The sequence below is a fragment of the Methylibium sp. genome, from assembly GCF_013817345.1.
GTDB lineage: Bacteria > Pseudomonadota > Gammaproteobacteria > Burkholderiales > Burkholderiaceae_C > Methylibium.
Map to the genome: position 1 here is coordinate 19181 of NZ_JACDCW010000006.1, position 24777 is coordinate 43957.

The 24777-nt window shown below is 65.9% G+C and carries 23 protein-coding genes and 3 pseudogenes; 18 read left to right on the forward strand and 8 right to left on the reverse strand.

What is annotated here, in order from left to right; genetic code table 11:
- Window positions 1-21: 21 nt before the first annotated feature.
- Window positions 22-878: pseudogene (locus H0W40_RS02105) on the forward strand (IS3 family transposase); the annotation flags it as partial.
- A 7-nt stretch (window positions 879-885) separates the two neighbouring features.
- Here the strand turns inward: H0W40_RS02105 and H0W40_RS02110 are convergent.
- Window positions 886-2292, reverse strand: coding sequence for an IS30 family transposase (locus H0W40_RS02110; RefSeq protein ID WP_292442670.1), 1407 nt, complete (start codon window positions 2290-2292; stop codon window positions 886-888).
- A 43-nt stretch (window positions 2293-2335) separates the two neighbouring features.
- On the opposite strand from H0W40_RS02110, the pseudogene H0W40_RS02115 reads away from it, so the two are divergent.
- Window positions 2336-2608, forward strand: a pseudogene (locus tag H0W40_RS02115) (IS3 family transposase); the annotation flags it as partial.
- Window positions 2609-2621: 13 nt separating this feature from the next.
- Here the strand turns inward: H0W40_RS02115 and H0W40_RS02120 are convergent.
- Window positions 2622-2852 carry an IS3 family transposase gene (locus H0W40_RS02120; protein ID WP_292442672.1) on the reverse strand — a complete coding sequence of 77 codons (231 nt, stop codon included), beginning with the start codon at window positions 2850-2852 and terminating at the stop codon, window positions 2622-2624.
- 15 nt (window positions 2853-2867) lie between these two features.
- Between H0W40_RS02120 and H0W40_RS02125 the strand changes: the two genes are divergently transcribed.
- The 5 genes from H0W40_RS02125 to H0W40_RS02145 all read left to right on the forward strand — a co-directional run bounded on the left by H0W40_RS02125 (window position 2868) and on the right by H0W40_RS02145 (window position 7576).
- Window positions 2868-3314, forward strand: a complete 447-nt coding sequence (locus tag H0W40_RS02125) for a UTRA domain-containing protein (RefSeq protein WP_292442674.1) — start codon at window positions 2868-2870, stop codon at window positions 3312-3314.
- Window positions 3315-3562: 248 nt separating this feature from the next.
- Window positions 3563-4495 (forward strand): ABC transporter substrate-binding protein, encoded by a 933-nt coding sequence (locus H0W40_RS02130; protein WP_292442678.1) that lies wholly within the window; start codon window positions 3563-3565, stop codon window positions 4493-4495.
- On the forward strand, window positions 4492-5316 hold the full coding sequence (locus H0W40_RS02135; RefSeq protein WP_292442681.1) for an ABC transporter permease: 825 nt from the start codon (window positions 4492-4494) through the stop codon (window positions 5314-5316). Before H0W40_RS02130 ends, H0W40_RS02135 begins: the two co-directional genes overlap by 4 nt.
- Window positions 5300-6112: an ABC transporter ATP-binding protein gene (locus H0W40_RS02140; RefSeq protein WP_292442684.1), complete on the forward strand. Its 813-nt coding sequence runs from the start codon at window positions 5300-5302 to the stop codon at window positions 6110-6112. Before H0W40_RS02135 ends, H0W40_RS02140 begins: the two co-directional genes overlap by 17 nt.
- A 33-nt stretch (window positions 6113-6145) precedes the next feature.
- Complete coding sequence (locus H0W40_RS02145; RefSeq protein ID WP_292442687.1) at window positions 6146-7576, forward strand: amidase; 1431 nt, start codon at window positions 6146-6148, stop codon at window positions 7574-7576.
- Window positions 7577-7627: 51 nt separating this feature from the next.
- Here the strand turns inward: H0W40_RS02145 and H0W40_RS02150 are convergent, their stop codons facing one another.
- Complete coding sequence (locus H0W40_RS02150; protein ID WP_292442690.1) at window positions 7628-8389, reverse strand: IclR family transcriptional regulator; 762 nt, start codon at window positions 8387-8389, stop codon at window positions 7628-7630.
- A gap of 140 nt (window positions 8390-8529) precedes the next feature.
- On the opposite strand from H0W40_RS02150, the gene H0W40_RS02155 reads away from it, so the two are divergent.
- The 7 genes from H0W40_RS02155 to H0W40_RS02185 all read left to right on the forward strand — a co-directional run bounded on the left by H0W40_RS02155 (window position 8530) and on the right by H0W40_RS02185 (window position 17656).
- Window positions 8530-9510 carry a tripartite tricarboxylate transporter substrate binding protein gene (locus tag H0W40_RS02155; RefSeq protein ID WP_292442691.1) on the forward strand — a complete coding sequence of 327 codons (981 nt, stop codon included), beginning with the start codon at window positions 8530-8532 and terminating at the stop codon, window positions 9508-9510.
- Window positions 9511-9607: 97 nt separating this feature from the next.
- The gene (locus H0W40_RS02160) at window positions 9608-10177 is read left to right on the forward strand and encodes a tripartite tricarboxylate transporter TctB family protein (protein ID WP_292442693.1); all 570 of its coding nucleotides are present in this window, start codon (window positions 9608-9610) and stop codon (window positions 10175-10177) included.
- A 6-nt stretch (window positions 10178-10183) separates the two neighbouring features.
- A complete protein-coding gene (locus tag H0W40_RS02165; protein WP_292442696.1) occupies window positions 10184-11722 on the forward strand; it encodes a tripartite tricarboxylate transporter permease in 1539 nt (512 codons plus the stop codon).
- A gap of 37 nt (window positions 11723-11759) precedes the next feature.
- Window positions 11760-13190 (forward strand): aldehyde dehydrogenase family protein, encoded by a 1431-nt coding sequence (locus H0W40_RS02170; protein WP_292442699.1) that lies wholly within the window; start codon window positions 11760-11762, stop codon window positions 13188-13190.
- Window positions 13191-13645: 455 nt separating this feature from the next.
- Complete coding sequence (locus tag H0W40_RS02175) at window positions 13646-15190, forward strand: AMP-binding protein (protein WP_292442702.1); 1545 nt, start codon at window positions 13646-13648, stop codon at window positions 15188-15190.
- A 49-nt stretch (window positions 15191-15239) separates the two neighbouring features.
- Complete coding sequence (locus tag H0W40_RS02180) at window positions 15240-16958, forward strand: SulP family inorganic anion transporter (RefSeq protein WP_292442705.1); 1719 nt, start codon at window positions 15240-15242, stop codon at window positions 16956-16958.
- Between the two features lie 74 nt (window positions 16959-17032).
- Window positions 17033-17656 carry a DJ-1/PfpI family protein gene (locus tag H0W40_RS02185; protein ID WP_292442708.1) on the forward strand — a complete coding sequence of 208 codons (624 nt, stop codon included), beginning with the start codon at window positions 17033-17035 and terminating at the stop codon, window positions 17654-17656.
- A gap of 27 nt (window positions 17657-17683) precedes the next feature.
- Here H0W40_RS02185 and H0W40_RS02190 read toward each other — a convergent pair whose 3' ends face one another.
- The 4 genes from H0W40_RS02190 to H0W40_RS02205 all read right to left on the reverse strand — a co-directional run bounded on the left by H0W40_RS02190 (window position 17684) and on the right by H0W40_RS02205 (window position 20410).
- The gene (locus H0W40_RS02190) at window positions 17684-18256 is read right to left on the reverse strand and encodes a superoxide dismutase family protein (protein ID WP_292442710.1); all 573 of its coding nucleotides are present in this window, start codon (window positions 18254-18256) and stop codon (window positions 17684-17686) included.
- A 102-nt stretch (window positions 18257-18358) separates the two neighbouring features.
- Complete coding sequence (locus tag H0W40_RS02195; protein ID WP_292442713.1) at window positions 18359-19366, reverse strand: SDR family oxidoreductase; 1008 nt, start codon at window positions 19364-19366, stop codon at window positions 18359-18361.
- Window positions 19367-19407: 41 nt separating this feature from the next.
- Entirely contained in the window at window positions 19408-19941 is a 534-nt protein-coding gene (locus H0W40_RS02200) for a hemerythrin domain-containing protein (protein ID WP_292442716.1), read from the reverse strand.
- Window positions 19942-20134: 193 nt separating this feature from the next.
- Window positions 20135-20410, reverse strand: a complete 276-nt coding sequence (locus H0W40_RS02205) for a hypothetical protein (RefSeq protein ID WP_292442719.1) — start codon at window positions 20408-20410, stop codon at window positions 20135-20137.
- Between the two features lie 215 nt (window positions 20411-20625).
- On the opposite strand from H0W40_RS02205, the gene H0W40_RS02210 reads away from it, so the two are divergent.
- Window positions 20626-21732, forward strand: coding sequence for an NAD(P)/FAD-dependent oxidoreductase (locus H0W40_RS02210; protein WP_292442722.1), 1107 nt, complete (start codon window positions 20626-20628; stop codon window positions 21730-21732).
- Window positions 21733-21786: 54 nt separating this feature from the next.
- On the opposite strand, the gene H0W40_RS02215 is transcribed toward H0W40_RS02210, so the two are convergent.
- Entirely contained in the window at window positions 21787-22518 is a 732-nt protein-coding gene (locus H0W40_RS02215; protein ID WP_292442726.1) for a protein-L-isoaspartate(D-aspartate) O-methyltransferase, read from the reverse strand.
- Window positions 22519-22916: 398 nt separating this feature from the next.
- On the opposite strand from H0W40_RS02215, the pseudogene H0W40_RS02220 reads away from it, so the two are divergent.
- The 3 genes and pseudogenes from H0W40_RS02220 to H0W40_RS02230 all read left to right on the forward strand — a co-directional run bounded on the left by H0W40_RS02220 (window position 22917) and on the right by H0W40_RS02230 (window position 24676).
- Window positions 22917-24103, forward strand: a pseudogene (locus H0W40_RS02220) (amylo-alpha-1,6-glucosidase).
- A gap of 70 nt (window positions 24104-24173) precedes the next feature.
- The gene (locus H0W40_RS02225; protein ID WP_292442729.1) at window positions 24174-24425 is read left to right on the forward strand and encodes a type II toxin-antitoxin system Phd/YefM family antitoxin; all 252 of its coding nucleotides are present in this window, start codon (window positions 24174-24176) and stop codon (window positions 24423-24425) included.
- Window positions 24422-24676 (forward strand): Txe/YoeB family addiction module toxin, encoded by a 255-nt coding sequence (locus H0W40_RS02230; protein ID WP_367153716.1) that lies wholly within the window; start codon window positions 24422-24424, stop codon window positions 24674-24676. Before H0W40_RS02225 ends, H0W40_RS02230 begins: the two co-directional genes overlap by 4 nt.
- The last annotated feature ends 101 nt before the right edge of the window (window positions 24677-24777 follow it).

Below are 24777 nucleotides of genomic sequence, written 5' to 3' on the forward strand. Positions count from 1 at the left end.
TTTGAGCATAGGAGGCGGACAGTGGGAACAGCGAGGTTTACACCGGAATTTCAAGGAAGAGGCCGTCAACGGGGGTACTCCGTGGCCGACGTCGCATCTCGTTTGGGGGTGTCGGCGCACAGCCTGTACAAGTGGGTCAAGGCGGTCACGCCCGACCAAAGCGAGCGGCAGTCCAAGGAGTTATTGGAAGCCAAGTGCGAGATTCTTCGCCTGCGCGCTCAGATGCGCCGCATCGAAGAGGAGCGGGACCTTCTAAAAAAAGCCGCGCGGTACTTTGCCAGGGACCCCGAGTGAAGTACCGCTTCATGAACGAGCATCGGCACGAGTTCGCCATCTCCTTGATGTGCCGGGTGCTGAAGGTGGCGCGGGCGGGGTTCTATCAATGGCTGCACCAGCCTGTGTCCGAGCGATACAGAGAGGACCAGCGGTTGCTCGAGATGATTCGTCACTCCTACGCCGCCAGTCACGGCGTGTACGGGGCAAGGCGTGTCTTCGGCGACCTGCGCGAGACGGGCGAGACGTGCGGCCTGCATCGTGTCGAGCGCATCATGCGCATCCACAAGATCAAGGCCGTGCGGGGCTACAAAGCGCCCCGGGCCATCGCGGGACGGCCGTCGATCATCGCGCCCAACCACTTGCAGCGCCAGTTCACGGTGGATGCACCCAACAAGGTCTGGGTGACCGACATCACCTACATCCGCACTTGGCAGGGCTGGCTGTACCTCGCGGTGGTGGTCGATCTGTACGCGCGCAAGGTCGTGGGCTGGTCCATGAAGCCATCGCTAAGCCGCGAGCTGGCGCTCGATGCCCTGTTGATGGCGGTATGGCGGCGCAAGCCTGCAGGTCAAGTCATCGTGCACTCTGACCAAGGCAGCCAGCCCAGGTTCAACGGGTCGTCGCAACACTGCTTTGCTCGGCCGAGCGTAGCAGTTCATTGAATGCTTCCGCCGGCGTGTGCCAGCCGAGTGTCTTGCGTGGTCGAGTGTTCAACGCAAGGGCTACCGCATTCAGGTCGCTGGCGCGGTGTGCACTGAGGTCTGTTCCCTTCGGGAAGTACTGCCGCAGCAGCCCGTTGGTGTTCTCGTTGGTGCCTCGCTGCCACGGGCTCTGCGGGTCGCAGAAGTAGACCTTCAAACCTGTGTCGATCGAGAGCAGCGCGTGCTGGCTCATCTCGGAGCCCTGATCCCAGGTCAGTGACCGTCGAAGCTGCTCGGGCAACGAGGCCATCGCTCGGGTGATTGCGTCACGCACGGCCTCGGCGCCATGTCCGGCCAACGCAGGACCGCGCTTGTCGCGCGGCTGCTGGCGGTGGCCAGGTTGGGGCGGAAGGTGCAGCAGCATCGCAAAGCGCGTCGTTCTCTCGACCAAGGTGCCGATCGCCGAGCTCACCAACCCAAGGATGAGGTCGCCTTCCCAGTGGCCGGGCACGGCGCGATCCTCGACGCAGGCTGGCCGCTCGCTGATGAGGATCTCCGGCGTCACGAAGGACTTGCCGCGACTGCGCGCGCGCTCCCGGGGCACGCGCAGCGCTCTGCCGGTGCGCAGGCAGGCAGTCAACTCGCGGCGAAGGGCCCCGCGGCCTTGCACGTACAGCGCCTGGTAAATCGCCTCATGGCTGATGCGCATCGAAGTGTCGTCGGGGAAGTCAGTCAGCAGGCGATGTGCGATCTGTTCAGGGCTCCACGCCCGTGACCAGCGGCGGGCTTGTCTGCGTCCATGTCGGCGCCCCTTCCACTGCACCTGCGGCCCAGCAATACTTCGCCCGCCCGGAGTCGCGATGTTGCCGGCCAGTCGATCCTGCACGTACGAGCGCAACAACGGGTTCGTCACGAGTTTGGCAGGCTTGGGTCGCCTTGCGGCGCGGTCGGCATGCCACTGCGCCGTGTGGGCCCGGTACTCGAGGCCGCCGCTGCGCGTGGCCGCGTTGCGCCGCAGCTCACGAGAGATCGTCGATGCAGCTCGTCCCAGTTGTCGTGCGATTGCCCGAACGCCCTCTCCACGAGCGAGCGCCAGCGCAATCCGCTCACGCTCTGCGAAGGATAGGTAGCGGCCTGTTGGCTCCGGCGCGGACGGTGCAAGATTCGATGGAGGCATACCGCCGCATTGTCGGAACCATCTGTTGCCGACGGCCTGCGACACGCCAGCAATGCCAGCTGCGTCCTCGCTCGAGTACCCCTGCGCGATCGCCTTCCAGAACGGCCCTCGCTCTGCTCGATGCAGCACTGGCGGTCGCCCTGGCGAGCGCAGCTTCTCGCGCAGCGATCGATCCGCCTTCAGCTTCTTCGCTCCCATCAACACCTCCAATCAGGACGTGTTGCGACGACGGGTTGAATTCACCCAGTTCGGCAGCGACGACTTCAAGCGCTTCTGCCGCGAGCACAACCTGCTGCCCAGCATGAGCCGGCGCGGCAACTGTTGGGACAATGCGGTCGTGGAGTCGTTCTTCAGCAGCCTGAAGAAAGAACGCATCCGCAAACGGATCTACAAGACCCGGGAGGTGGCCCGGGCCGAAGTCTTCGACTACATCGAGGTCTTCTACAACCGAACGCGCCGCCACAGCCATCTCGGCGGCCTCAGTCCCGAGGCGTTTGAACTCGCAGCGGCGTGAGGACAGGCTTTGTCTAGCTTGCCGGGGACAGTCCATTTTGAGCTTTCTCGAACTCTATCGGGCTGACGTATCCGAGCGTCGAGTGCCGGCGTGTCGGGTTGTAGAACCGCTCGATGTAGTCGAACACGTCCGACCGGCCTGCTCGCGTGACCGATAGACTTTGCGGGCCGTGCGCTCGGTCTTCAGGCTTTCTGAAGAAGCTCTCCATTGCCGAGTTGTCCCAGACCTCACCGGCGCGGCTCATGGAGCAGGTGATGCCTTGTTCCTTGAGCAACTGCTGGAAGTGCTCGCTGGTGTACTGGCTGCCCTGGTCACCGCCGAGCGCCTAGGCGTGGCGACGGGCAGCGCGGTGCTGCGCCTGCGCAATCTGCTGGCCCTGGACGGCAAGCCCACCGTGTACGACGACATCCGCCTGCCGGCCGCGCGCTTCGCGGGCCTCACGGCCAACGAACTCTCCGAGCGCGACACGACCTTGTACGGCTTGATGCAGCAGCGCTTCGGCATTACGGTGGTGCGCATCGTCGAGCACCTCGAAGCGGTGGCCGCACCGGCCGACGTGGCGGCGCTGCTCGGCGTGACCGCCGGCCACCCGCTTCTGCGCATCGTGCGCACGGGCTACAGCTACGGGGGCGAGGCCGCCGACACGCGGCTGCGCTATGTGCGCACGGGAGCGCGGCGCTACGAGAGCGTGCTGGGGCAGCGGTAAGAGCGCTTGCCTTCTGTCTGTGCAGCTACGCGCAAGCCTGCGGAACTGCTGTCATGCCTCTCCATGGTTATCCCCGATCCCCTTGCATCTCATATACCGAAAAAAGGGACCCCGCCGCACCGCGATAACAACTATCTTATGCATGAGGTGAACGACACCTTCGTTCGCCAAGAGACCAGCCACAGCCATTTCTGGAGAGAACCATGCGCTTTCATATACGCAGGACAACGCTCAGGTTTGCCGCCCTCATGCTGCTGGCCATCGTGCCTTTGGTCAAGGCTCAGGAAACGGTCAACTATGGTGTGCAGCCAGCGATGCAACCCATTTACATCGCGAGGGCTCTCGGTTTGCTGGAGCCCATCGAGAAGAAGCACAACGTCAAGATTGTCTTTCGCTCATTCAAGTACGGAGCCCCACAGAACCAGGCGATGGCGGCAGGTGAGTTGCAGATCTCATCGGCCGGCATGGGACCGGCTGTCATTGCCGCAGCACGGCTTCCCGCAACGCTCGTCGCAATAACGGTGCTGGAGCAGACAGCGCTGATCGTCCCCACAGATTCGCCGGTCAAAAACGTTGCGGAGTTGAAGGGCAAGAGGATCGCCTTTCCCGGAGAAGGCTCGCAGCAGTACCCCTTGCTGCTCAAGGCGCTGGCGGACGCCGGTATGACGGAGAGCGATGTCGTGCTGTTCAAGACGGACGGCGCGCAAGTGCCGACTCTCTTGTTGAACAAGAGCGTGGACGCCGGTATCACCTGGGATCCGCATGTGTCCAATGCGCTCGCAGTCGGTCACTCCCGCGTTCTGTTGAAAGCCGAGGAGATCATGCCCATCATGCAAGGTCACTATGTCGGCAACGGCGAATACGTCCATAACGACTTCCTCGCGAAGCGTCCGGAGGTCGTGCAAGATCTCGTCACGGCCAATGCTCGGGCCATCGACTTCATCATCAAGGATCCGAAAGGCGCAACGCAACTTTGGTCCAAGCAAATCGGCTTTGACGAAAAGGTGATCACCTTTTCCCTCGCCAATGGAATCTCGGTCTTCAACCGAAATATGGTGCCTGAGAAGGCGACGCTTGATGCCTACGTCAAGTTCATGAAGGAAGGCAAGATTCTCGAGGAGAAGGACTACCCGAATGTGGAGCCTCGTTTTGCCCAGAAGGCCCTCGAGGTCATTCGATGAGCGACGCCGCGGCTGCGAGCAGCCCGACGCGCGAGGAGCGAGGTACTGAGGGTCGGCGCCGAGGTCTGCTGGCGGCGTGGAGGGGCGGGCTGCCGCTGCTTTATGCCCTCTTGGGCGTATTCGCGGTTTGGCAGGCCGTCGTCCTGGTCTTCGAGCCGCATGTTTCCCTGCTGCCTCCGCCTTTGCTCGCGGTACAGACGTTTTTCACGCTCCTTGTCAGCGGCGAACTGCTCCAGCATATCGGCATCAGTCTGTTCCGCGTGGTCGCGGCGTGGTGCATTGCAGGCTTGATCGCGATTCCGATGGGGCTCGCCATGGGCCGCTCGCGCCGGCTCGAACGTATCGTCGATCCGGTGGTCGAGCTGTTCAGGCCGATCTCTCCGCTGGCGTGGATTCCCTTGGCGATCCTGTGGTTCGGCATCAACGAAACCGGCAAAATTTTTGTCGTGTTCATCGGTGCGGTGTTCCCTATGCTCATAGCCACCATTGCCGGTGTGAAACAGATCGATCCCGTTCTCGTGCACGCCGGGCAGGTGCTTGGCTGCAAGGATTCCAGCTCGCTTTTCCGCAAGATCATTCTCCCGGCGTCTCTCCCGGCAATCATTGTCGGCATGCGCATTGCATTCGGAACCGGCTGGGCTTCCATCATCGCAGCCGAACTGGTGGCGGCGCGCTCCGGCTTGGGCTACCTCATCGCCAATGGAATGGAAGTCTTGCGTGCGGACCAGGTTCTGGTCGGCATGATGACCATCGGCCTGCTGGGTGTGGCATTCGACATGGGCTTTCGAGCGCTGCACCGCCGTTTTGCGCACGGAGACTGAAATGACGGACAGCACAGGCAAGCCGATTTCGATTCGCAACGTCTCCAAAACGTACCAGAGCGCGTCCGGTACATCCGTCGTGGCTCTCGAGCCTGTCAATCTGGAGATCGAGGCCGGTGAATTCGTGGTGATCGTCGGTCCTTCCGGATGCGGAAAGAGCACGTTGCTCAACATCCTGGCGGGTTTCAGTCAGCCGACAAGCGGCGAAGCCGTGGTCGGCGAAAGCCGCATTACCGCGCCTGACATCGACCGTGGCATGGTGTTCCAGAGCTATGCCTTGTTTCCTTGGCTCAACGTGATCGAGAACGTCGAGTTCGGTCTCGAGCGCAAGGGTGTCTCGCGCGCGGAGCGGCGCGTGATCGCGCTGGAGTACTTGCGCTCGGTCGGGCTGGCCGACTTCGCGGGCAAGCAGGTCAATGAACTGTCCGGGGGAATGAAGCAGCGCGTTGCGATCGCGCGCGCCTTCGCGACCGAGCCCTCGGTTATCCTGATGGACGAGCCTTTCGGCGCACTCGATGCCTTGACGCGTCGGCACCTTCAGCGACAACTGCTGCAGATCTGCCAAGCCCATCGAAGGACGATCGTCTTCATCACCCACTCGGTGCCCGAGGCGATCTTCCTGGCCGACCGGATACTCGTCATGACGGCCAGTCCCGGGAAGATCAAGGCCTCCATCCGGATCAACGCCCCTCATCCTCGCCAGGCAAGCTCTGCGGAGCTGCGGGAGATCGAGCAGGACCTTCTCGACCAGCTTGACGAGGAACTGGTCAAGACCTTCGCGTTGGAGGGCAGGTGAACCTCACCGCACGAGCAGAAGAAGAGCACCACCATGTCGCAACCCTGTGACTTGTCCGCCGCGCAGGCCCGTCGGTTGATCGGCATCAAGGCGCTATCGCCGGTTGAACTGCTCGAAAGTTGTGCGAGACGAATTGCCGAGCAAGACACGCGGCTCAATGCGTTCGTGGCGCTCGACCTCGAGCGGGCGCGAAGACAGGCGCAAGTCGCCCAGGACGCCGTCGTCAAGGGCGGCCCGCTCGGTCTGCTGCATGGCCTGCCGGTCGGCGTCAAAGATCTGGACGCCACTGCGGGTCTCACCACGACCTGGGGTTCGCTCATCTACAAGGATTTCGTTCCTGACGAGGATGACGTTCATGTCCGCCGTATCCGCTCGGCGGGCGGCATCGTGATGGGCAAGACAAACACGCCCGAATTCGGTGCGGGCTCGAACACCACGAACCGCGTTTACGGTGCGACAGGCAATCCGTTCGACAGCGAGAAAACCTGCGGCGGCTCGTCCGGCGGATCGGCCGTCGCCCTGGCGTCGGGGATGGTGCCCCTCGCCACAGGTTCGGACTATGGTGGTTCCCTGCGCACCCCCGCGGCGTTTTGCGGTGTGGTCGGCTTTCGCCCGTCGCCCGGCTTGGTTCCCTACCCGGCGCGAACGGCGCTCTTCTCGCCGATGTCTGTCCTGGGCCCGATGGCACGCACGGTCGCCGATGCACATATGTTGCTTAAGGCCGAGATCGGCACGGACAAGCTGGATCCGTTCTCCTCTGACGATCACCAGAGCATCCCCGCGCAACTCGAGCCCGCAGACCTGTCTACGCTCAAGGCGGCGTTCTCGGTCGATCTGGGATGCGCCCCGATGGACCGCGACATCGCTGGGGTCTTCGATGCGAGAAGCGCCCTGTTGCGCAGCGCCTTTCGGTCCGCCGAGACGCGCGATCCCGCGCTGGGCAATGCGATGGAGATTTTCGAGGTGATCCGCGGCCTCAACTTCGTAACGAACCATAGCGAGCACCTGGAGAATCATCGTGAGCTGCTGGGGTCTAACGTGGTCGACAACGTCGAACGGGGTTTGAGGTTCTCCATCGCCGATGTGGCCCGCGCGCAGTTGGAGCAAGCGTTGATCTACCAGCGCTTCAACCGCATGTTCGAAGAGATCGACGTGCTGATCTGCCCCACGGCGGCAATCTCGCCGTTCGCACATGCGAAGTTGTACCCGGATTCGATCAATGGGGTGAAGCTGCCGACGTACATGAGCTGGTACGCGATCACGTATCTGCTGTCGCTCGCGCTGCCCAGCATCGTGAGCCTGCCCTGCGGTCTCGATCACATGGGCATGCCATTCGGAATCCAGGTTGTGGGTCCGGTGGGGTCGGACGCGAAGGTCCTTGCTATCGCCGCGGCGCTGGAACAAGAACTGGCGCGTCATCCGCAGACGCGTCGTCCGATCCCCTCGTGGGTAAGCGCCCCTTAGGTCGTACGGGTTCCGATCGGATAGTGCGGCGGCGCTGCGGCGGGGAGGAAGCTACAACCCGAACGTCGCCCCGATCGCCTCGGCCGCCTCGCGCAGGCGCGGCACGTGGCCCATCAGCTCGTCGAGCGTCATGCGGCCCTCCGGCGCCTGGATGGCCACGGCCGCACATGCGCGCTGCCGGTCGATCATGACCGGCACCGACACGCCGCACATGCCGCGCAGGTGCTCGGCGCGGTTGATGCCGATGCGCCGCTTGCGCGTCTCGATCAGCTCGCGCTCCAGCGCGTCGCGATCGACGATGGTGTTCTGCGTGAAGCCGCGCAGCCACATGTTGGCGAGCAGGCGGTCGCGCTGCGGCTTGGGCAGCAGGCTGGCGAGCAGCTTGCCGCTCGAAGTGGCGTGCAGCGGCACGTGCGAGCCGGCCGTCAGCATCATGCGCAGCGGCCACTCGGTTTCCACACGATCGAGATAGACGATGTCGGTGCCGGCGAGCGCCGTGAGGTTGCAGGTCTCGCCGGTGCTGTGCACAAGGGTGCTCAGGATGGCGTGGCGCTCGCGGCGTGCCGGCCCGTTCATGAGCGTGGCGATGGCGAAGCGCTCGAGGCGGCTGGCCATTTGCAGCCGGCGGCTGCGCGGCTCGCGGATCAGCAGGCCGGCCACCTCAAGCTGTGCGACGAGCCGGTGCACGGTCTGCTTGGGCAGCTCGACCGCCTCGGCGATCTCCATCAGGCTGCAGCCGTTCTCGTGCTGGGCGACGACGTCGAGCACCCGAAACGACCGCACCGCCGCCGAGTTGCTGAGATTGCTCTCCATGGTTATCCCCGATCCAATGCATTTGATTTATCGGAAAACGATATTCTATTGCACCGCGATCTGCACTATCTTGTGCATTCTCGCTGGGTTGCATTGAAGCACCGAAACCGCCAACCGTCCACAAGACGAAGGAGACACACATGAGCCGAGACCGCCTGACCTCTCACGCAAACTCTCGCCGCTCGCTGCTGTTGGCGGGTGCTTCCATGGCCGGTGCGGCCGCGCTGCCGGGCATGGCCTGGGCGCAGGACAAGTACCCCTCGAGGCCGATCGAGTTCATCGTGCCGTGGGGTGCCGGCGGTGGCGCCGACCAGGTCTCGCGGCGCATCGCCCGGCTGCTCGAAGAGGATCTGGGCACGTCGTTCCCCATCATCAACGTGCCCGGCGCGACCGGAAACACCGGCATGAGCAAGCTGCTCAATTCGCCGCCCGACGGCTACTCCATGGCCACGTTCATCGGCGACACGATGGGCACGCTGGCCGGTGGCGGCGGGCGCTGGAAACTCGACGACATCGTGCCGCTGGGGGTGATCATTCGCCAGCCGACGGGCCTGTTCGTCAAGAACGACGCCAAGTGGAAAACCTTCGACGATCTGCTCGCCGATTCCAGGAAGAACGAGCTCAAGGTGGGCATCACCGGTTTCGGCAGCCCGGACGAGATCCAGGTCATGCAGATGAATCAGAAAGGCTCCAAGTTCCGCCTCGTGCCCTTCGCCAAGCCGGGCGAGCGCTATGCCTCCATCCTCGGCGGCCATGCCGACGTGGTGGTCGAGCAGGCCGGCGATCTGCGCTCCTTCCTCGAGAGCAACCAGATGCGCCCGCTCGTGTTCTTCTCCGATCAGCCGCAGCGCGGCCACGAGAAGGTGGCGCTGGCCAAGGACCACGGATTTCCGATCATGATCAGCCAGTTCCGCTCGATCGTCATGCGCGCGGGCACCGATCCGAAGCAGGTGGCGGTGATGGCCGCGGCGGTCGAGAAGGCCGTGCGCAGCGACGACTTCAAGAACTACCTGGAAGACGAACTGGCCTTCGCCGACAGCTTCGTGCCGGCCGCGAAGACCGACGCGTTCTTCGCCAACGAGCTCAAGCTCATCGAGTCAAACCTGCAGAAGAAGTCCTGAGCGACCCATGGGCGGCGGGCTGCACTGAGCGCCCGCTACCCGGTCGCACAGCCCGGTGGCCCCTGGGGCGCCCGGCACTCATCCGAAAGAAGCCCCCATGCCTGAACGCTTGCGACTCGTGCTGCCGCATTCCGTGATGTTGCTCGTCTCGGTCGCCTTGTATTGGGCGGCGACGCAGATCGACACCAGCGGCACCGGGGGGCGCATCGGCCCCGATTTCTGGCCCAAGCTGGTCATCGGCTTCATGGGCCTGCTCTGCCTGTACGAAATCGTCAAGCGGCTGGTGGTGCACAACAGCGTCGATGCCACCGGGCTGACCGGCGAGCTCGAGCGCAACCCGGCCGAGGCCGTCGATCCCACCATGGCCAGCGCGCCGGTGCCCGAGCCCGAGTACCCGCGATTGCTGTGGGCCGGCACGGCGCTGATCGTCGGTTACGTCGTCGTGGTGCCTTGGCTCGGCTTCTTCGTGACCACGGCGCTGTTCCTGGCCGCTTTCATGTGGCTCGGCGGCTACCGGCGGCCGCTCGCCGCACTGGCGATCAGCGGTATCGGCGCCTTCGTCCTGGTCGTCGTCTTCATGCGGGTGGCCTACATCTCACTGCCGCTGGGCGAAGGGCCGTTCCTCAGCCTCTCGACGGCGCTGCTCGCCCTCATCGGCGTGAAGTAGGAAAACATGGACGTCCTGATCAACCTTCTCGGCGGCCTGGCCACGATCTTCACGCCGTTCAACCTGCTGGTCATGGTGATCGGCCTGGTGCTCGGCATGCTGGTCGCCGTGCTGCCCGGGCTCACGCTGGTCATGGGCGTGGTGCTGGCTTTGCCGTTCACCTACAAGATGGGCGTGGCGCCGGCGCTGATTTTGCTCACGGCGATGTACGTTTCCGGCACCTACGCGGGGGCGATGACGGCGATCCTGTTCCGCATTCCGGGCGAGCCGATGGACGTGCCGCTGTTGTGGGACGGCTACGCCATGACGCGCCGCGGCGAAGCGGCCAAGGCGCTCGGCTGGTCGCTCTCGTCCGCGCTGATCGGCGGGCTGGTCTCGGCCGTGATCATGGTGGCGCTGGCCAAGCCGGTGGCGCTCATCGCGCTCAAGTTTTCCTCGCCCGAGTTCTTCGCCGTCGTGTTCTTCGGGCTGGCGAGCGTGGTGGCGCTGTCGGGCGGCTCGGTGGTCAATTCGCTGATCAGCCTGTGCCTGGGCCTGTTTCTCGCGACCGTGGGCGTTGAATCGATCTACGGCGCAGAGCGCTTCTCCTTCAACCAGCCTTTCCTGCTCGATGGCATCGAGTTCCTGCTCGTGATGGTGGGGGCCTATGGCATCGGCGAGGTGATGACGCGGCTGAACACCGGCTTCAAGAGCGAGGCTGCGGCCGATGCGGGCGACCCCTCGCGCTTCAAGACGGCATTGCCGAGCCTCAAGGAAACGCTGCGCATGAAGTACACGCTGCTGCGCGGCACGCTCACCGGCATCATCGTGGGCATCGTGCCGGGCGCCGGCGCCACGGTGTCGGCCTTCGTGGCATACGGCATCGAGAGCCAGTACGGCAAGAACGGCAAGGCGCTGGGCACCGGTGTGCCAGAAGGCATCGTCGTGGCGAAGTCGGCCGCCACCGCCTCGGTGGGCGGCGCGCTGGTGCCGCTACTGGCCATGGGCATCCCGGGCAGCGGCGCGACGGCGATCATCCTTGCGGCCTTCCTGCTGCACGGCATTCAACCCGGCCCGCAGGTGTTCGTGAACAGCCCGGACCTGGTCTACACCGTGTTCGCCTCGGTGTTCGTGGCGCTCATCGGCATGTGCGTGCTCGGCTATTTCGCGATCAAGCCGCTGTGCAAGGTGCTCGACGCGCCGGAGGCCATCGTCTCGGCCTTCGTGGTGCTGTTCTGCTTTGTCGGCGCCTTCGCGGCGCGCAACAGCCTGACGGACCTGTACGTCATCTCGGCCTTCGGCGTCGTCGGCTTTCTCTTCGAGCGGTTCAAGTTCCCGATCGCGCCGCTCGTGCTCGGCAGCATCCTCGGTCCGCTGGCCGAGAGCAACTTCATGACGACGATGGTGAGCTACGACAACGACTGGACGGTGTTCTTCACCCGCCCGATCAGCGCCGTGATCATGGCCTTGTCCTTCTTCGGGCTGGCCTATCCGGTCTTGCGCTCGGCCCTGCATCGCTGGCGCCCGCCGCCGAAGCCGCAAGAGTCGAAGCCGGCGCGCCCCTGAGTTTTTTCTTCATCACCTTTTCGATCGAAAGCCACCCATGGCCACCGTCTCATACACCGCCCGCTCCGCCTCACCCGACAACGCGGCCGATCCCGTGGCCGCGCTCGTCGCCCGCGCCCACGCCGCCCAACAGGTTGCAAACGGCTACGACCAGGCCCGCACCGACGAGCTCGTTGCCGCCGCCGGCTGGGCCATCATGGAGCCGACGCGCAACCGCGCGCTGGCCGAGCTGGCCGTTGCGGACACCGGCATCGGCAACGTCGACGACAAGATCCGCAAGAACTACCGCAAGACGCTCGGCCTGTTGCGCGATCTGAAGGACGCGCCCAGCGTCGGTGTGATCTCCGAAGACCGCGCCAAGGGGCTGGTGGAAATCGCCCGCCCGGTCGGCGTGGTGGCGGCCATCACCCCCTCGACCAACCCGGCCGCGACACCGGCCAACAAGATCATCAACGCGCTCAAGGGCCGCAATGCGGTGATCGTCGCGCCGAGTCCCAAGGGGGTGACGGCCTGCGCGCTGCTGCTCGAATACATCCACGCGGAGTTCGACCGCATCGGCGCGCCTCGCGACCTGGTGCAGATGCTGCCGGCGCCGATCTCCAAGGCCTCGACCCAGGCGCTCATGCAGCAGTGCGATCTGGTCGTCGTCACGGGCTCGCAGAGCAACGTGAGAAACGCCTACGCGAGCGGCACGCCAGCCTTCGGCGTGGGCGCCGGCAACGTCGCTTCCATCGTCGACGAAACAGCCGATTGCGACGCCGCGGCCGAGAAGATCGTGCGCTCCAAGACCTTCGACAACGCCACCAGTTGCTCGTCGGAAAACAGCGTGGTGCTGGTCGATGCGGTGTACGACCGCATGCTCGCTGCGCTGGCCGCCTGCGGCGCGGTGCTGCTCGATGCCGACCAGAAGGCCGCGGTGCAAAAGCTGATGTGGCCGGACGGCAAGTTGTCTTCGCGCGCCATCGGGCAGTCGGCGCAGGCCATCGCTCGCGGCGCCGGTCTCGACTACCTGGGCGAGCCGAGCGTGCTCATGGTCGAAGAGGCCGGGATCGGCCCCGCGCATCCCTATTCCGGCGAGAAGCTATCTCCCGTGCTGGCGGTGTACCGCGCCCGCGACTTCGACGACGCCAAGCAGATCGTCGAGCGCATCTACGCCCACCAGGGCGCCGGCCATTCGGTGTCGTTGCACAGCACGCGGGACGAGCGCGCGCTCGATCTCGGGCTGAACCTGGCCGTCGCGCGGGTCATCGTCAATCAGGCGCACTGCATCGCCACCGGCGGCAGCTTCGACAACGGCCTGCCGTTTTCGCTCTCGATGGGCTGCGGCACCTGGGGAGGCAACAACTTTTCCGACAACATGAATTACCGGCACTACCTCAACACCACACGCATTGCGCGGCCGATTGCGGAGGTCGTGCCGACGGACGATGAGGTGCTGGGGAAGTTTTTCGAGAAGTACGGCCGTTGAGATGAATGTTTCTGAGTTCGGTTTGGATGGATTTCGGGTCGGGCCGATGCTTGACGTTGGCTTGTGTTGCTATGGCCTTTCGGGTGTTGGGGGGAAGCAAAGCCGCGGGCGGGCGGCGGGCTTCGTTTCAGTGCGGCGGTCGGCCCTGCGGACCGACTGCGCTGCGCTGCTCGGGCTCGTGGCTGCGTCGCGGAACTCGCTACGCTCACTACGTTCGCTGCGCTCAGACAGCGCGACGAGTCAGTTGACGAAGCGCGCTGGCGCGCGCCGGCCACGAGCCCTGCGCTGCTCGCCGCCGCACAGGCGCGCCGCCGGACACCTGCCCACGGCTTCGCTCCAGCCGACCAAACGCCTGACAGTCAAAAGAACGTCTGCGAAGCGCCAATCCCAAGCCCTCGAGCCTTGTCAACACTTCATGCACCAAGCCTCGCGCTAAGCACGGTGGACCCACTGAAATGCAAACTCCCGAAACCATCGCCGCGCTGATCGACGCGCGTGCCGCCGACGCGGCGGAACTGCCTTACTTCATCGGCGCCGAGAGCGGCCGAGAGATGAACTACGGCGAACTGCAGCGCTCTTGCCGGCGCATCTCGGCGCTGCTGGCGCGGGCCGGTCTGGCAAGCGGCGACACCGTCTCGGTGGTCATGCCCAACGGCCGGCAGACGGTGCGCGTGCTGCTCGGCGCGATGTACGGCGGATGGTGCGTGAACCCGGTGAACCTGCTGTCGCAGCCCGAGCAGATGCTCTATGTGCTGGAGCATTCCGACTGCAAGCTGATCGTCGTCGCGCCCGACTGGATGGAGCGTGTGCAGGCGCTGCTGAGGCGGATGGACCGCAAGGTGCAGTTGATCGCCGTCGATCCGGACGCCGAGGCCATCGAAGGCGAGAGCGAGGTCGATTCGGCGCAGTCCGCGCCGACGGCGCTTGCCTCGGCGATGGCGCTGCTCATGTACACCTCGGGCACCACGGGCAAGCCCAAGGGCGTGATGCTCACGCAATCGAACCTGTGCGCCAATGCGCGTGCGATCAGCGCCGAGCACCTTCTGCAGCGTGATGATCGGGTCGCGGCCGTGCTGCCGCTCTATCACATCAACGCGTTCGCCGTGACCCTGCTGGCGCCGATCGCGCATGCGGGTGCATTGGTCATGCCGGCGAAGTTTTCCACCGCGGGCTTCTGGCCCATGGTGGCGGCGCATCGCTGCACGTGGATCAACGTGGTGCCGACCATGATTTCCTATCTGCTCGAGGGCACGCCGGCCGATACGCCGCTCGCACGCAGCGAACTGGCGGCGGTGCGCTTTTGCCGCTCGGCCTCGGCTGCGCTGCCGCCGGAGCACCACCGCGCCTTCGAGGACAAGTTCGGCATCGGCATCGTCGAGACGATGGGTTTCACCGAAACCGTCGCCCCCGCCTTCAGCAACCCCATCGATCAGACACTGCGCAAAATCGGCTCGGTGGGCCGCGCCTCGGGCTGCGAGGCGCGCATCGTCGATGAGAGCGGCAAGGAACTGCCCGACGGCGAGACCGGCGAGCTCGTCATGCGCGGCCCGCAAGTGATGTCCGGGTACTACAAGAACCCCGAGGCCACGGCCGGGGCTTTCTTTGCCGAGGGCTGGCTGCGCTCGGGTGACCTCGGACGGCGCGACGCTGATGGTTTCTTCTTCGTCACCGGGCGCATCAAGGAGCTGATCATCAAGGGCGGGGAGAACATCGCGCCGCGCGAGATCGACGAGGCGCTGCTGCGCCACCCGGCCGTGCTGGATGCCGCTTCGGTGGGTATTCCCGACCGGCACTACGGCCAGGAGATCATGGCCTGCGTGATCCTGCGCGAGGGCGAGCGCTGCAGTGAAGAAGAGCTGCGTGTTTTCTGTGTCGAACATCTGGGCCGCTACAAGACGCCGAAGCTCTTCCGCTTCGTGAGCGATCTGCCGCGCGGCCCGTCGGGCAAGGTGCAGCGTCTGAAGTTGATCGATCTGGCGTCTGCCACCGAGCCGTCGTGAGGCCTGTCCTGCGGGCACCGCCGGGTGGGGCCGGCGGCATACTGGCGCCGTGAAAACCATTGCCGGTGCGCCCTGGCTGATCCGGCTGCTGCCCTTTTTGCGCTGGTCGTCGCGGGTCGACCGGCGCACGCTGCGCTTCGATCTCATCGCCGGCCTCACCGGCGGCATCGTGCTCGTGCCGCAGGGCGTGGCCTTCGCCACCATCGCCGGCATGCCGCCGGAGTACGGCCTGTACGCGGCCATGGTGCCGGCCATCGTGGCGGCGCTGTGGGGCTCGTCGTGGCACCTGGTGTCGGGGCCGACGACCGCGATTTCCATCGTCATCTTCGCCACGATCAGTCCGCTCGCGGCGGCGGGCAGCGCCGAATACGTGCGGCTGGTGCTCACGCTCACCTTCCTGGTCGGCGTGATCCAGCTCGCGCTCGGCGTGCTCAGGCTGGGCACGCTGGTCAACTTCGTTTCGCACACGGTGGTGATCGGCTTCACGGCCGGCGCGGCGGTGCTCATCGCGATCAGCCAGGTGAAGAATTTTTTCGGCCTGCCGATTCCCCGCGGCGCCTCGGTGCTCGAGGTGATGACGGGACTGGTGACGCAACTCGACCGCATCAACCCCTTCATCACCGGCGTGGCGGTGATCACCGTGCTGGCCAGCGTGGCCACGAAGCGCTGGTTGCCGCGCCTGCCGCACATGATCTCCGCGATGCTCGCGGGCAGCCTGGCGGCGCTGGTGCTCAACCTGGTGTTCGGTGGTGAGGCACGCACGGGCATCACCAGCATCGGCGCGCTGTCGGTGGGCCTGCCACCGTTCTCGATGCCCGACTTTTCGCCCGGCACGCTCGAACAGCTGATACCGATCGCCGTGGCCGTGGCTTTGCTGGCCTTGACCGAAGCGGTCTCGATCGCGCGCGCGATCGCGGTCAAGGCCGAGCAGCGCATCGACGGCAATCAGGAATTCATCGGCCAGGGCTTGTCCAACCTGATCGGGAGCTTCTTCTCGGGCTATGCGTCGAGCGGTTCGTTCAACCGCACGGGGCTGAACTACGCGTCGGGCGCACGCACGCCGCTCGCGGCGGTGTTTTCGGCCGTCTTCCTGTTGTTGATCGTGCTCTTCCTCGCGCCGCTGGCGAAGTACCTGCCGATCGCGGCGATGGCCGGCATCCTGTTCGTCGTGGCCTGGGGCCTCATCGACTTTCACCACATGGCCGAGATCGTGCGGGCCAGCCGCCAGGAAGCGGCCGTGCTGCTGGCGACGCTGATCGCCACGCTGACCCTGCAGCTCGAGTTCGCGATCTACATCGGCGTGCTGCTGTCGCTCATGCTCTACCTGAACCGCACGTCCAAGCCGGGTCTGGAAGACGTGAAACCGTTTCCGGGCCAGTGGCCTCCGGCCTTCAGTGCCGCCACCGGCCTGCCCGACTGCCCGCGGCTCAAGATGGTGCGCATCAACGGCTCGATCTTCTTCGGGGCGGTCAACCATCTGCAAGAGGCGTTGCAGCAGATCGACGAGCGCAACCCGGCGCATCGGCACTTGCTGCTGGTGGGTTCGGGCATCAACTTCATCGACCTCGCCGGCGCACACATGCTGGTGCACGAGGCGCGGCGCCGGCGCGCGCTGGGCGGCGGCCTCTACCTCTTCCACATGAAGGACGAACCGCTGCAGACGCTGCGCCGCAGCGGCGCGTATGACCAGATCGGCGCGGAGAATTTCTTCTCGCTCGGCGACGACGTCGTGAACGCGATCTACCAGCGGCTCGACACTCCCGCGTAGCCGAGCGGCACGCGTCCTGCACGGGCACGGCACGCGGGATGCCCGATCAAGGCATCCGCCTTCACCGAGCCGCCATGTCCGACACCGTGCATCTCTACGTCTTCAACGGCTATGCCGACTGGGAGCCGGCCTTCGCCATCGCCGCCATCCACAACCCGCAGTTCCAGCGCGAGCCGGGCCGCTGGCGCGTGCGCACGATCGGCGAACGGGCAGGGCGCTCAATACGCTCGATGGGCGGCGTGGCCGTGCTACCCGATCTGGCCCTGAGCGAACTGCAGCCGGCCGACAGCCGCCTGCTCATCCTGCCCGGTGGGCCGGGCTGGGAAGACGAGAACGCGCACCGGCCCGCGATTGACAAGGCCGAAGCCTTCCTGGACGCCGGCGTGCCGATCGCCGCCATCTGCGGCGCCACCGCCGGCCTCGCACGCGCCGGCCGGCTAGACGCCTGCGCCCATACGAGCAACAATGCCGCGGCCTTCCTGAAGGGCACCGGCTACGCCGGCGCCGAGCATTACCGCGACGACGCGGCGGTGCGCGAGCGCGGCCTCATCACGGCCGGCGGCATGGCGCCGCTCGAGTTTGCGCGCGAGATCTTCGTGGAGTTGGGCCTCTACGAAGACGAGGCGCTGGAGGCTTGGTACCAGCTCTACAAGACCGGTAAGTCGGAGTACTTCGCCCGGCTGCAAAGAGCGGCGTAGCTCGTGGATCAGCGCGGGTCCGCCCTGTCAGCGCCCCGCCACGCCCGTCGGCTTGGCCGCCTCGATCAGGCCGCACAGCACACGGCCGCCGGAGTTGCCCGAAGGATCGGTCTTGTAGTCGTCGGCTTTCTCGTGGATCACGAAGCTGCGCCCGACGACCGAGGTCTTACCGGGCGTGACGCTGAGCCCGCGCGTTGTGTGCGTCAGCTTGCCCGTCCCGTCCGAGCCGGCCTTCAGCATCGGCAGGTCGCCGGCATGCGACGTCTTTCCGTCGCCCGGCCGGCCGTGTTTCTTCGCGTCCATCGGATCGAAGTGACCGCCCGCAGCGCCGAAGGGCACCACCTTGCCCGTAGCGCTGTCCGGACCCGGCGCGCAGTCGGGGTTCTGGTGGATGTGCATGCCGTGCTGGCCGGGCTCGAGGCCCTTCGCCTCGACACCGATCTCCAGGCCCTTGGGCGTGTCGGCGAAGCGCACGGTGCCCGCCGGCGTGCCGTCGGAGCTCTTGAGCATGGCTTCGGCCGTGGCTGGTTTTTGGGCGGCGGCGCCCGATGCGAAAAGCAGCGTGGCGACAGTGGCGCAGAAAAGTCGTGAAGGCAACATCGTGGTGTCCTTGGGTGAGGCGCGGCGTGGGCAACGCATTGTTCTTCCGGCGCGGCCGCAAGCCGGTTGCCCGCAATGAGCAAGCGCCATTCCTTGTTGCGCTCAGATCGCCCCGACGCTGCCCGTCACCGGCAGCACGATGCCGGTGATGTAGCCCGAGCAGGACGGTGCCGCCAGGAACACATACGCCGGCGACAGTTCTTCGGGCTGCGCCGCGCGCTTCATGTCGGTCTTCTTGCCGAAGTCCTTGACCTTCTCGGCCGGCGAATCGGCCGGGTTCAGCGGCGTCCACACCGGCCCCGGCGCAACCGCGTTGACGCGGATTCCCTTTTCCAGCAGGTTGGACGCCAGCGCCTTGGTGAAGGCGTGGATGGCGCCCTTGGTGGTCGAGTAGTCGAGCAGCCGCGCGCTGCCTTCCAGGCCGGTCACCGAGCCGGTGTTGATGATCGAAGCGCCTTGCTTCAGGTGTGGCAGCGCGGCCTTGGCCATGTGAAAGTAGCCGTAGACGTTCGTGCGCAGCGTTTCGTCGAAGCGCTCTTCTGTAATGTCTTCCAGCGATTCGGCGTGTTCCTGGAAGGCGGCGTTGTTGACCAGCACGTCGAGCTGGCCGAACTCGTCCACGGTTTGCTGCACGGCCTGCCTGCAGAAACCCGCGTCCTTCACGTCGCCGGGGATCAGGAGGCAGCGCCGGCCTTCGGCCTCGACGCAGCGCGCGGTCTTTTGTGCGTCTTCGTGTTCGTCGAGGTAGACGATGGCCACGTCGGCGCCCTCGCGCGCATACAGCACCGCGACCGCACGGCCGATGCCGGAATCCCCGCCGGTGATCAGCGTCACGCGGTCCTGCAGCTTGTGGCTGCCTTCGTAGTCGGGCGCCATGAAGCGCGGCTCGAGTTCGAGGTCGGCCTCCAGCCCGGGCTTGGCCAGGTGCTGCGCCGGCATCTCGCGGGGCTGCTCGCGCGCGCCGGCCTGAACGGCGGGCTTGGCCTGCTTGCCTTTCTGGCCTTTGTCCTTGGACTTGGCGGCGTCCTTGCTGTCTTGCTCGCTCTGGATGCGGCGCTGCTTTTCGGCGACGCCGCTCGTGTCGGTTTCGGGGTGGGCGGTCTTGGTCATCGTGTGGCCTTTGTCGGTCAGCGAGCGTTTGCCCGCGCCGCTCAATCGTCGTCCAGCAAATCGCCGGAGCCGTTGGCCAGTTCGGCCATGAGGTCTTCGCGGCGCGCCGACATCTGCTCGCCGAGGCTCTCGAGGTCTACGCCGGCTTCGCGCAACCGGGGGAAGATCTCGTTTTCTTCTTCTTCGACGTGCTGGCTGACGGATTCCTCGAGCAGCCGGACGCGGTCGTCGAACAGCTCGTCGAAGGGCTTCATCGTCAGCAGTTCGTCGATCAGGTCGCGCACGCTGTCGTGTTCGATCTGCGCCTCGTCGATCACGTCTTCGTCGTCGAGCACGCGGCGAGCGGCTGGGTAGAAGAACTCGTCCTCGATGTGGGCGTGCACGGTGAGCAGCAGGCAGATCTCCTCGACCACGTACTGCTTGTCGGCATCGTCGGCTTCGGCGGTGACGAGCTCGGTGTAGTTTTCGAACAGGCGCTGAACGCGGTCGTGGTCGGCGCTGAGGAGCTCGAGTGCGTCGGAGGATTCGTCTGCGGTTTCTCGCGCTGCGGAGGTCGCGGGGTTGAGCGAAGGCATGTTGAGGCTCCTGGTTGGCGCAGCGCAGGGCGCCGGCTGGAAACAGGTTCGGCAAGCGGCATGCCCCTCGCTCGCGCCAGGGAGCCGTCAATCGGTTTTTTGACGGCAGAGCATCCGTCTGGAGAACCGAAGGCCGTGCAGCAAAACTTACAGGGCGCGGCAGGTTTGGCGTCGAGCCGCCTGCGCTCGAAGCTCAGTGCGTCCGCAGTTTCCAGGGAATGCGCCCGCCGTCCAGCCACTGGCGGGCCGTCGCCCAGCCGACCTGCACCGCGGCGTCGCTGCTTTTGCGATAGCACTCGGGGCCGCAAGGCACGGTGAACGGCTGCACGGCGCTGTCAGGATGGTCGATGGTGATGTGCGGCTCCCAGACCTGCACGTCGTAGAGGAAGCAAACGCTGGCGCGCATGGTGAAGCCGCCCAGGGTTTCCGTGCGGACGATCGACGCAGCGAGAGGCTCGATTTCCGGCATGAACGTCCCGCTGAATTCGTTGAACTCAGTATGCGTGCGCCGAGGTGCCACTGGCACGGTGCATTCCGGCGGACCGGAAAAAAAAGCCCCGGACCCGACCCGCCTCAAGCGGAGGGAGGGAGGGGGAGACACAGACGGGCGGTTGATTGCCCGGGGCTTGGAACACCGAGTGAGCAAACCGTGTGCCAATTGCGCCGCCCCCAAAATACCGCCGCATGGAACAAGTGGATGTCATCGTGGTCGGCGCGGGGGTGGTGGGCCTGGCCGTGGCGCGAACGCTTGCGCGGGGCGGTTTGGAGACACTGGTGCTCGAGCGCGAACGCGCCATTGGCACCGGCATCAGCTCGCGCAACAGCGAGGTGATTCACGCCGGCCTTTACTACCCGAGCGGCTCGCTCAAGGCTCGCCTGTGCGTGGCGGGCCGTCATGCGCTCTACGACTACTGCGCCGAGCGCGGCGTCGGTCATCGGCGCTGCGGCAAGCTGATCGTCGCCACTGCCCAGGCTCAATGCGCGCCGCTGTTGGCGTTGGAGCGCCAGGGCCGTGCCAACGGCGTGCAGGATCTGCAGCCTCTGAACCGCGCACAGGCAATGGCGCTCGAGCCGCAGCTGGAGTGCGTCGCTGCATTGCTGTCGCCTTCCACTGGCATCGTCGACAGCCACGCGCTGATGCTTTCGCTCCAGGGTGATCTTGAGCGCGCCGGCGGCGTGGTCGCGCTGGGCACCACGGTAAGCAGCATCGTCGCCGGTGCGCCGCATGTCGTGCAGGCGGGCGACATGGAGATCGCCGCGCGCATCGTCGTCAATGCGGCCGGGCTGTTCGCACCAGCGCTGGCGGGCCGCATCGAAGGCCTCGCGCCGGCCGGCCGGCCGGTCGGGCGCTTCGCCAAGGGCCACTACTTCAGCCTGGCCGGCCGGCCGCCGTTCTCGCGGCTGATCTATCCGCTGCCGCAAGCCGCCGGCCTGGGCGTGCACCTCACGCTCGACCTGGCGGGGCAGGTGCGCTTCGGACCGGATGTCGAATGGGTCGAGGCCGATGCCGAAGGCGGGCTCGACTATCGCGTCGACGCAAGGCGCGCCGCGGGTTTCGAGACCGAGATTCGCCGCTACTGGCCGGCCCTGCCGGCCGGGGCTCTGCAGCCGGCCTACACCGGCGTGCGGCCCAAGCTGCAAAGGCCGGGTGAGCCGGCGCAGGACTTCCGCATCGACGGGCCCGGCGAGCACGGCATCGGCGGCCTCGTCAACCTGTTCGGCATCGAGTCGCCCGGCCTGACGGCCTGCCTGGCGCTGGGCGAGGAAGTGCGGGCTCGGCTGGAACGCTGAGCCGGCGCCGGCCGGCTCGGCTCGCAGTTCACCGCGCCGGCCGGAGCGGGCGTTTCACCGCTCGCGCGTCAATGGCACGAACCGCACCGCCAGCACGTTGCGGGTCACGGTCTGGCCGTCGCCTCCCTTGCGCATCAGCAGGAGTTCCTGCCCGTCTGCCTGCGAGCCGACCGGGGCAATCAGCTGCCCACCGCGCGCCAGCTGGTCGATCAGCGGCTGCGGCATTTGCTCGGGCGCGGCGGTGACGATGATCGCGTCGAAGGGCGCCGCCTCGGGCCAACCGCGGTAGCCGTCGCCGATGCGCGTTTCGATGTTGTCGTAGCCCAGCGCCTTCAACAGCACGGCGGCGCGCTCGCCGAGCGGCCGCACGATCTCGATCGTGTACACGCGCTCGACCAGTTCAGCCAGCACGGCGGCCTGGTAACCCGAGCCGGTGCCGATCTCGAGCACGCGATCGCCGGGGCGGGTGTCGAGCAGGTCGGTCATGAGCGCGACGACCGAGGGCTGCGAGATGGTCTGGTCATGGCCGATCGGCAGCGCCCGGTTCTCATGGGCACGGTGCGCCACGGACACCGGCATGAAGCGGTGGCGGGGCACCTTGCGCAAGGCGTCGAGAACGCGCGGGTCGAGTGTGGGGCGGCCCGTCAGCGAGCCGATGTCGGTCAGGTCGCGCTCGACCTCGGCAACCAGGCGCTCGCGCTCCGCGGTCAAGGCATCGCCGGCCTGCGCGCCTGCGCACAGCGAGCTTCCCGCGCCACCGGCCAGGAGAGTGCGTCGCGTGATCATGGCCGAGGCGTTCCGCTCATGTGGTTCAGTCTAGAACTGCGCACGAAGGCGCGGCGGGCAGGGCGCGGCGCCCTCGTCGGCAGCACAGGAAACGTCGGTCCGTCGTCGAAGGGGCCTTTTCGTCGGGCTCGATGCGGCTCGAAACGGCAAAGCCCGCCGACGCGCGCAGCTACAGCGACCCGCGCTGCGCCGCAGTGACTCGCCTCGCTGCGTGCACGAAGCCGTGACGGGGGTCACGCGAGCGCATCGCCTCGATGTCGCAGGACGGCGCGCGTTTCCTACACTGGCCCCGGCCCGACGCCGATGCAAGGAAAAAGATGCTCGAGTGCCCTGATGAAACCCAGCCGCCGGCAGTGGCCGACCTGGCGCCGGCCGATGGCAAGGACCCTCGAGCGGCCGTGGCTGCGAGCGGGCGAACCGAGGGGCTCGTCGAGCGCTGTGGCGTGCAGTCGCTGCTGCTGCTGGAGCGCAACCTGGCGCCGCAGGGCATCCTCGCGGCCAGCCGGACCGACGCCGCCGAGGCGCGCAGCTACACCCGCGTGTTCGGCCGCGACGCCGCGATCTGCGTGCTGGCCATGGCCGGCAGCGGCGTCGACGCGTTCGAACACGGCGCTGTGGCAAGCCTGGATTCGCTGGCGCCATGCAGGCCGGCAACGGGCAGATTCCGAAGTACGTCGACCCGCAAGGCCAGGACGCCGATTTCTGGTACCTCGGCTGCATCGACGCCACCTTGTGGTGGCTCATCGCGGTGGACCACGTGCGCCGCAACGGCAAGCTGCCCGGCATGGCCGCGCGCTGGCAGCCCAACATCGACCGGGCTCTCAACTGGCTGCTCGCCCAGGAGCACCAGCGCTTCCTCCTGCTGCAGCAGAACGAGGCCAGCGACTGGGCCGACATCATGCCGCGCTCGGGTTTCGTGCTCTACACCAATGCGCTGTGGTACCGCGTCAAGCTGCTCTACGAAGTGCCGGCTCTGGAAGAGACGCACTACCACTTCAACCAGCTCTTCAACCCCTTTCGCCGCGACCTGCCCGAGTACCGCCGCGGCCGGCTCATGAGCCACTACGCGCGCCGCGGCCAGCGTAATCCCGGCCTGTACCTGAGCTTCGTGAACCTATCCTTCTGCGGCGACGAGGGCGACGTGTTCGGCAACGTGCTGGCCGTGCTCTACGGCTTGGCCGGCGATTCGATGGCGCAGGAGATCGTCAAGACGCTGCAGACCGCGCAGGCGACCCATCCCTACCCGGCGCGCGCCGTGACCAACCCGATCACGCCGGAGCATCCGCTGTGGCGCGCCTACATGGGCCGCCACAAGCAGAATCATCCGCACCAGTACCACAACGGCGGCATCTGGCCCTTCATCGGCGGCTTCTGGACGATGGCGCTGGCGCTGCTGGGCAAACACGAAACGGCGGCCGCCGAACTTGCCAAGCTGGCCCACGTCAACAGCCTGGACGACTGGCGCTACACCGAGTGGTTCCATGGCCAGACGCTGGCGCCGATGGGCATGGCGGGGCAGAGCTGGAACGCGGCGACGTTCCTGACTGCCAAGCGGGCGCTGGACGAAGGGCGCTTCTCGATGTGAGTGGCCGAAGGGTCGCTATATCGAGGTGGAGTCGGTTGTACAATAAAACGTACAAAATCGGAGTGACGACATGGACGCGATCACCTACTCGGCAGCACGCGCAAACCTCGCCAGCACGATGGACCGGGTCTGCAACGACCATGAGACGCTGATCATCACTCGAAACGGTGAACAGTCTGTCGTCATGCTGTCTCTCGAAGACTTCAAGGCCCTCGAAGAGACGGCGTACCTCTTGCGCAACCCGACCAACGCGAAGCGCCTGCTCGCTGCCGCCGGCCAATTGAACGCCGGCAAGGGCGTCGAGCGGAAATTGGCCGAGTGAAGCTCGTCTTTGCCGATGAAGCGTGGGACGACTACCTCTACTGGCAAAAGCAGGACAGACGGATGGTCGAGCGGATCAACAAGCTGATACGCGAGACGCAGCGCGAGCCATTCACGGGCGTCGGAAAACCCGAGCCGCTGAAGCACGCGCTGTCGGGTTTCTGGTCACGGCGCATCACCGAAGAACACCGCATGGTTTACAGGATCGAAGGTGATGCGCTGCTCCTCGCGCAATTGCGATACCACTATTGAACTCAGGCGGCTTGCAGCGCCACTCCGCATCGACAACGTCGGACGGAATGCGATGCACCTCCTTCGGTGCATCCTCCAGCACGCCGGCATTCACCCCCTCC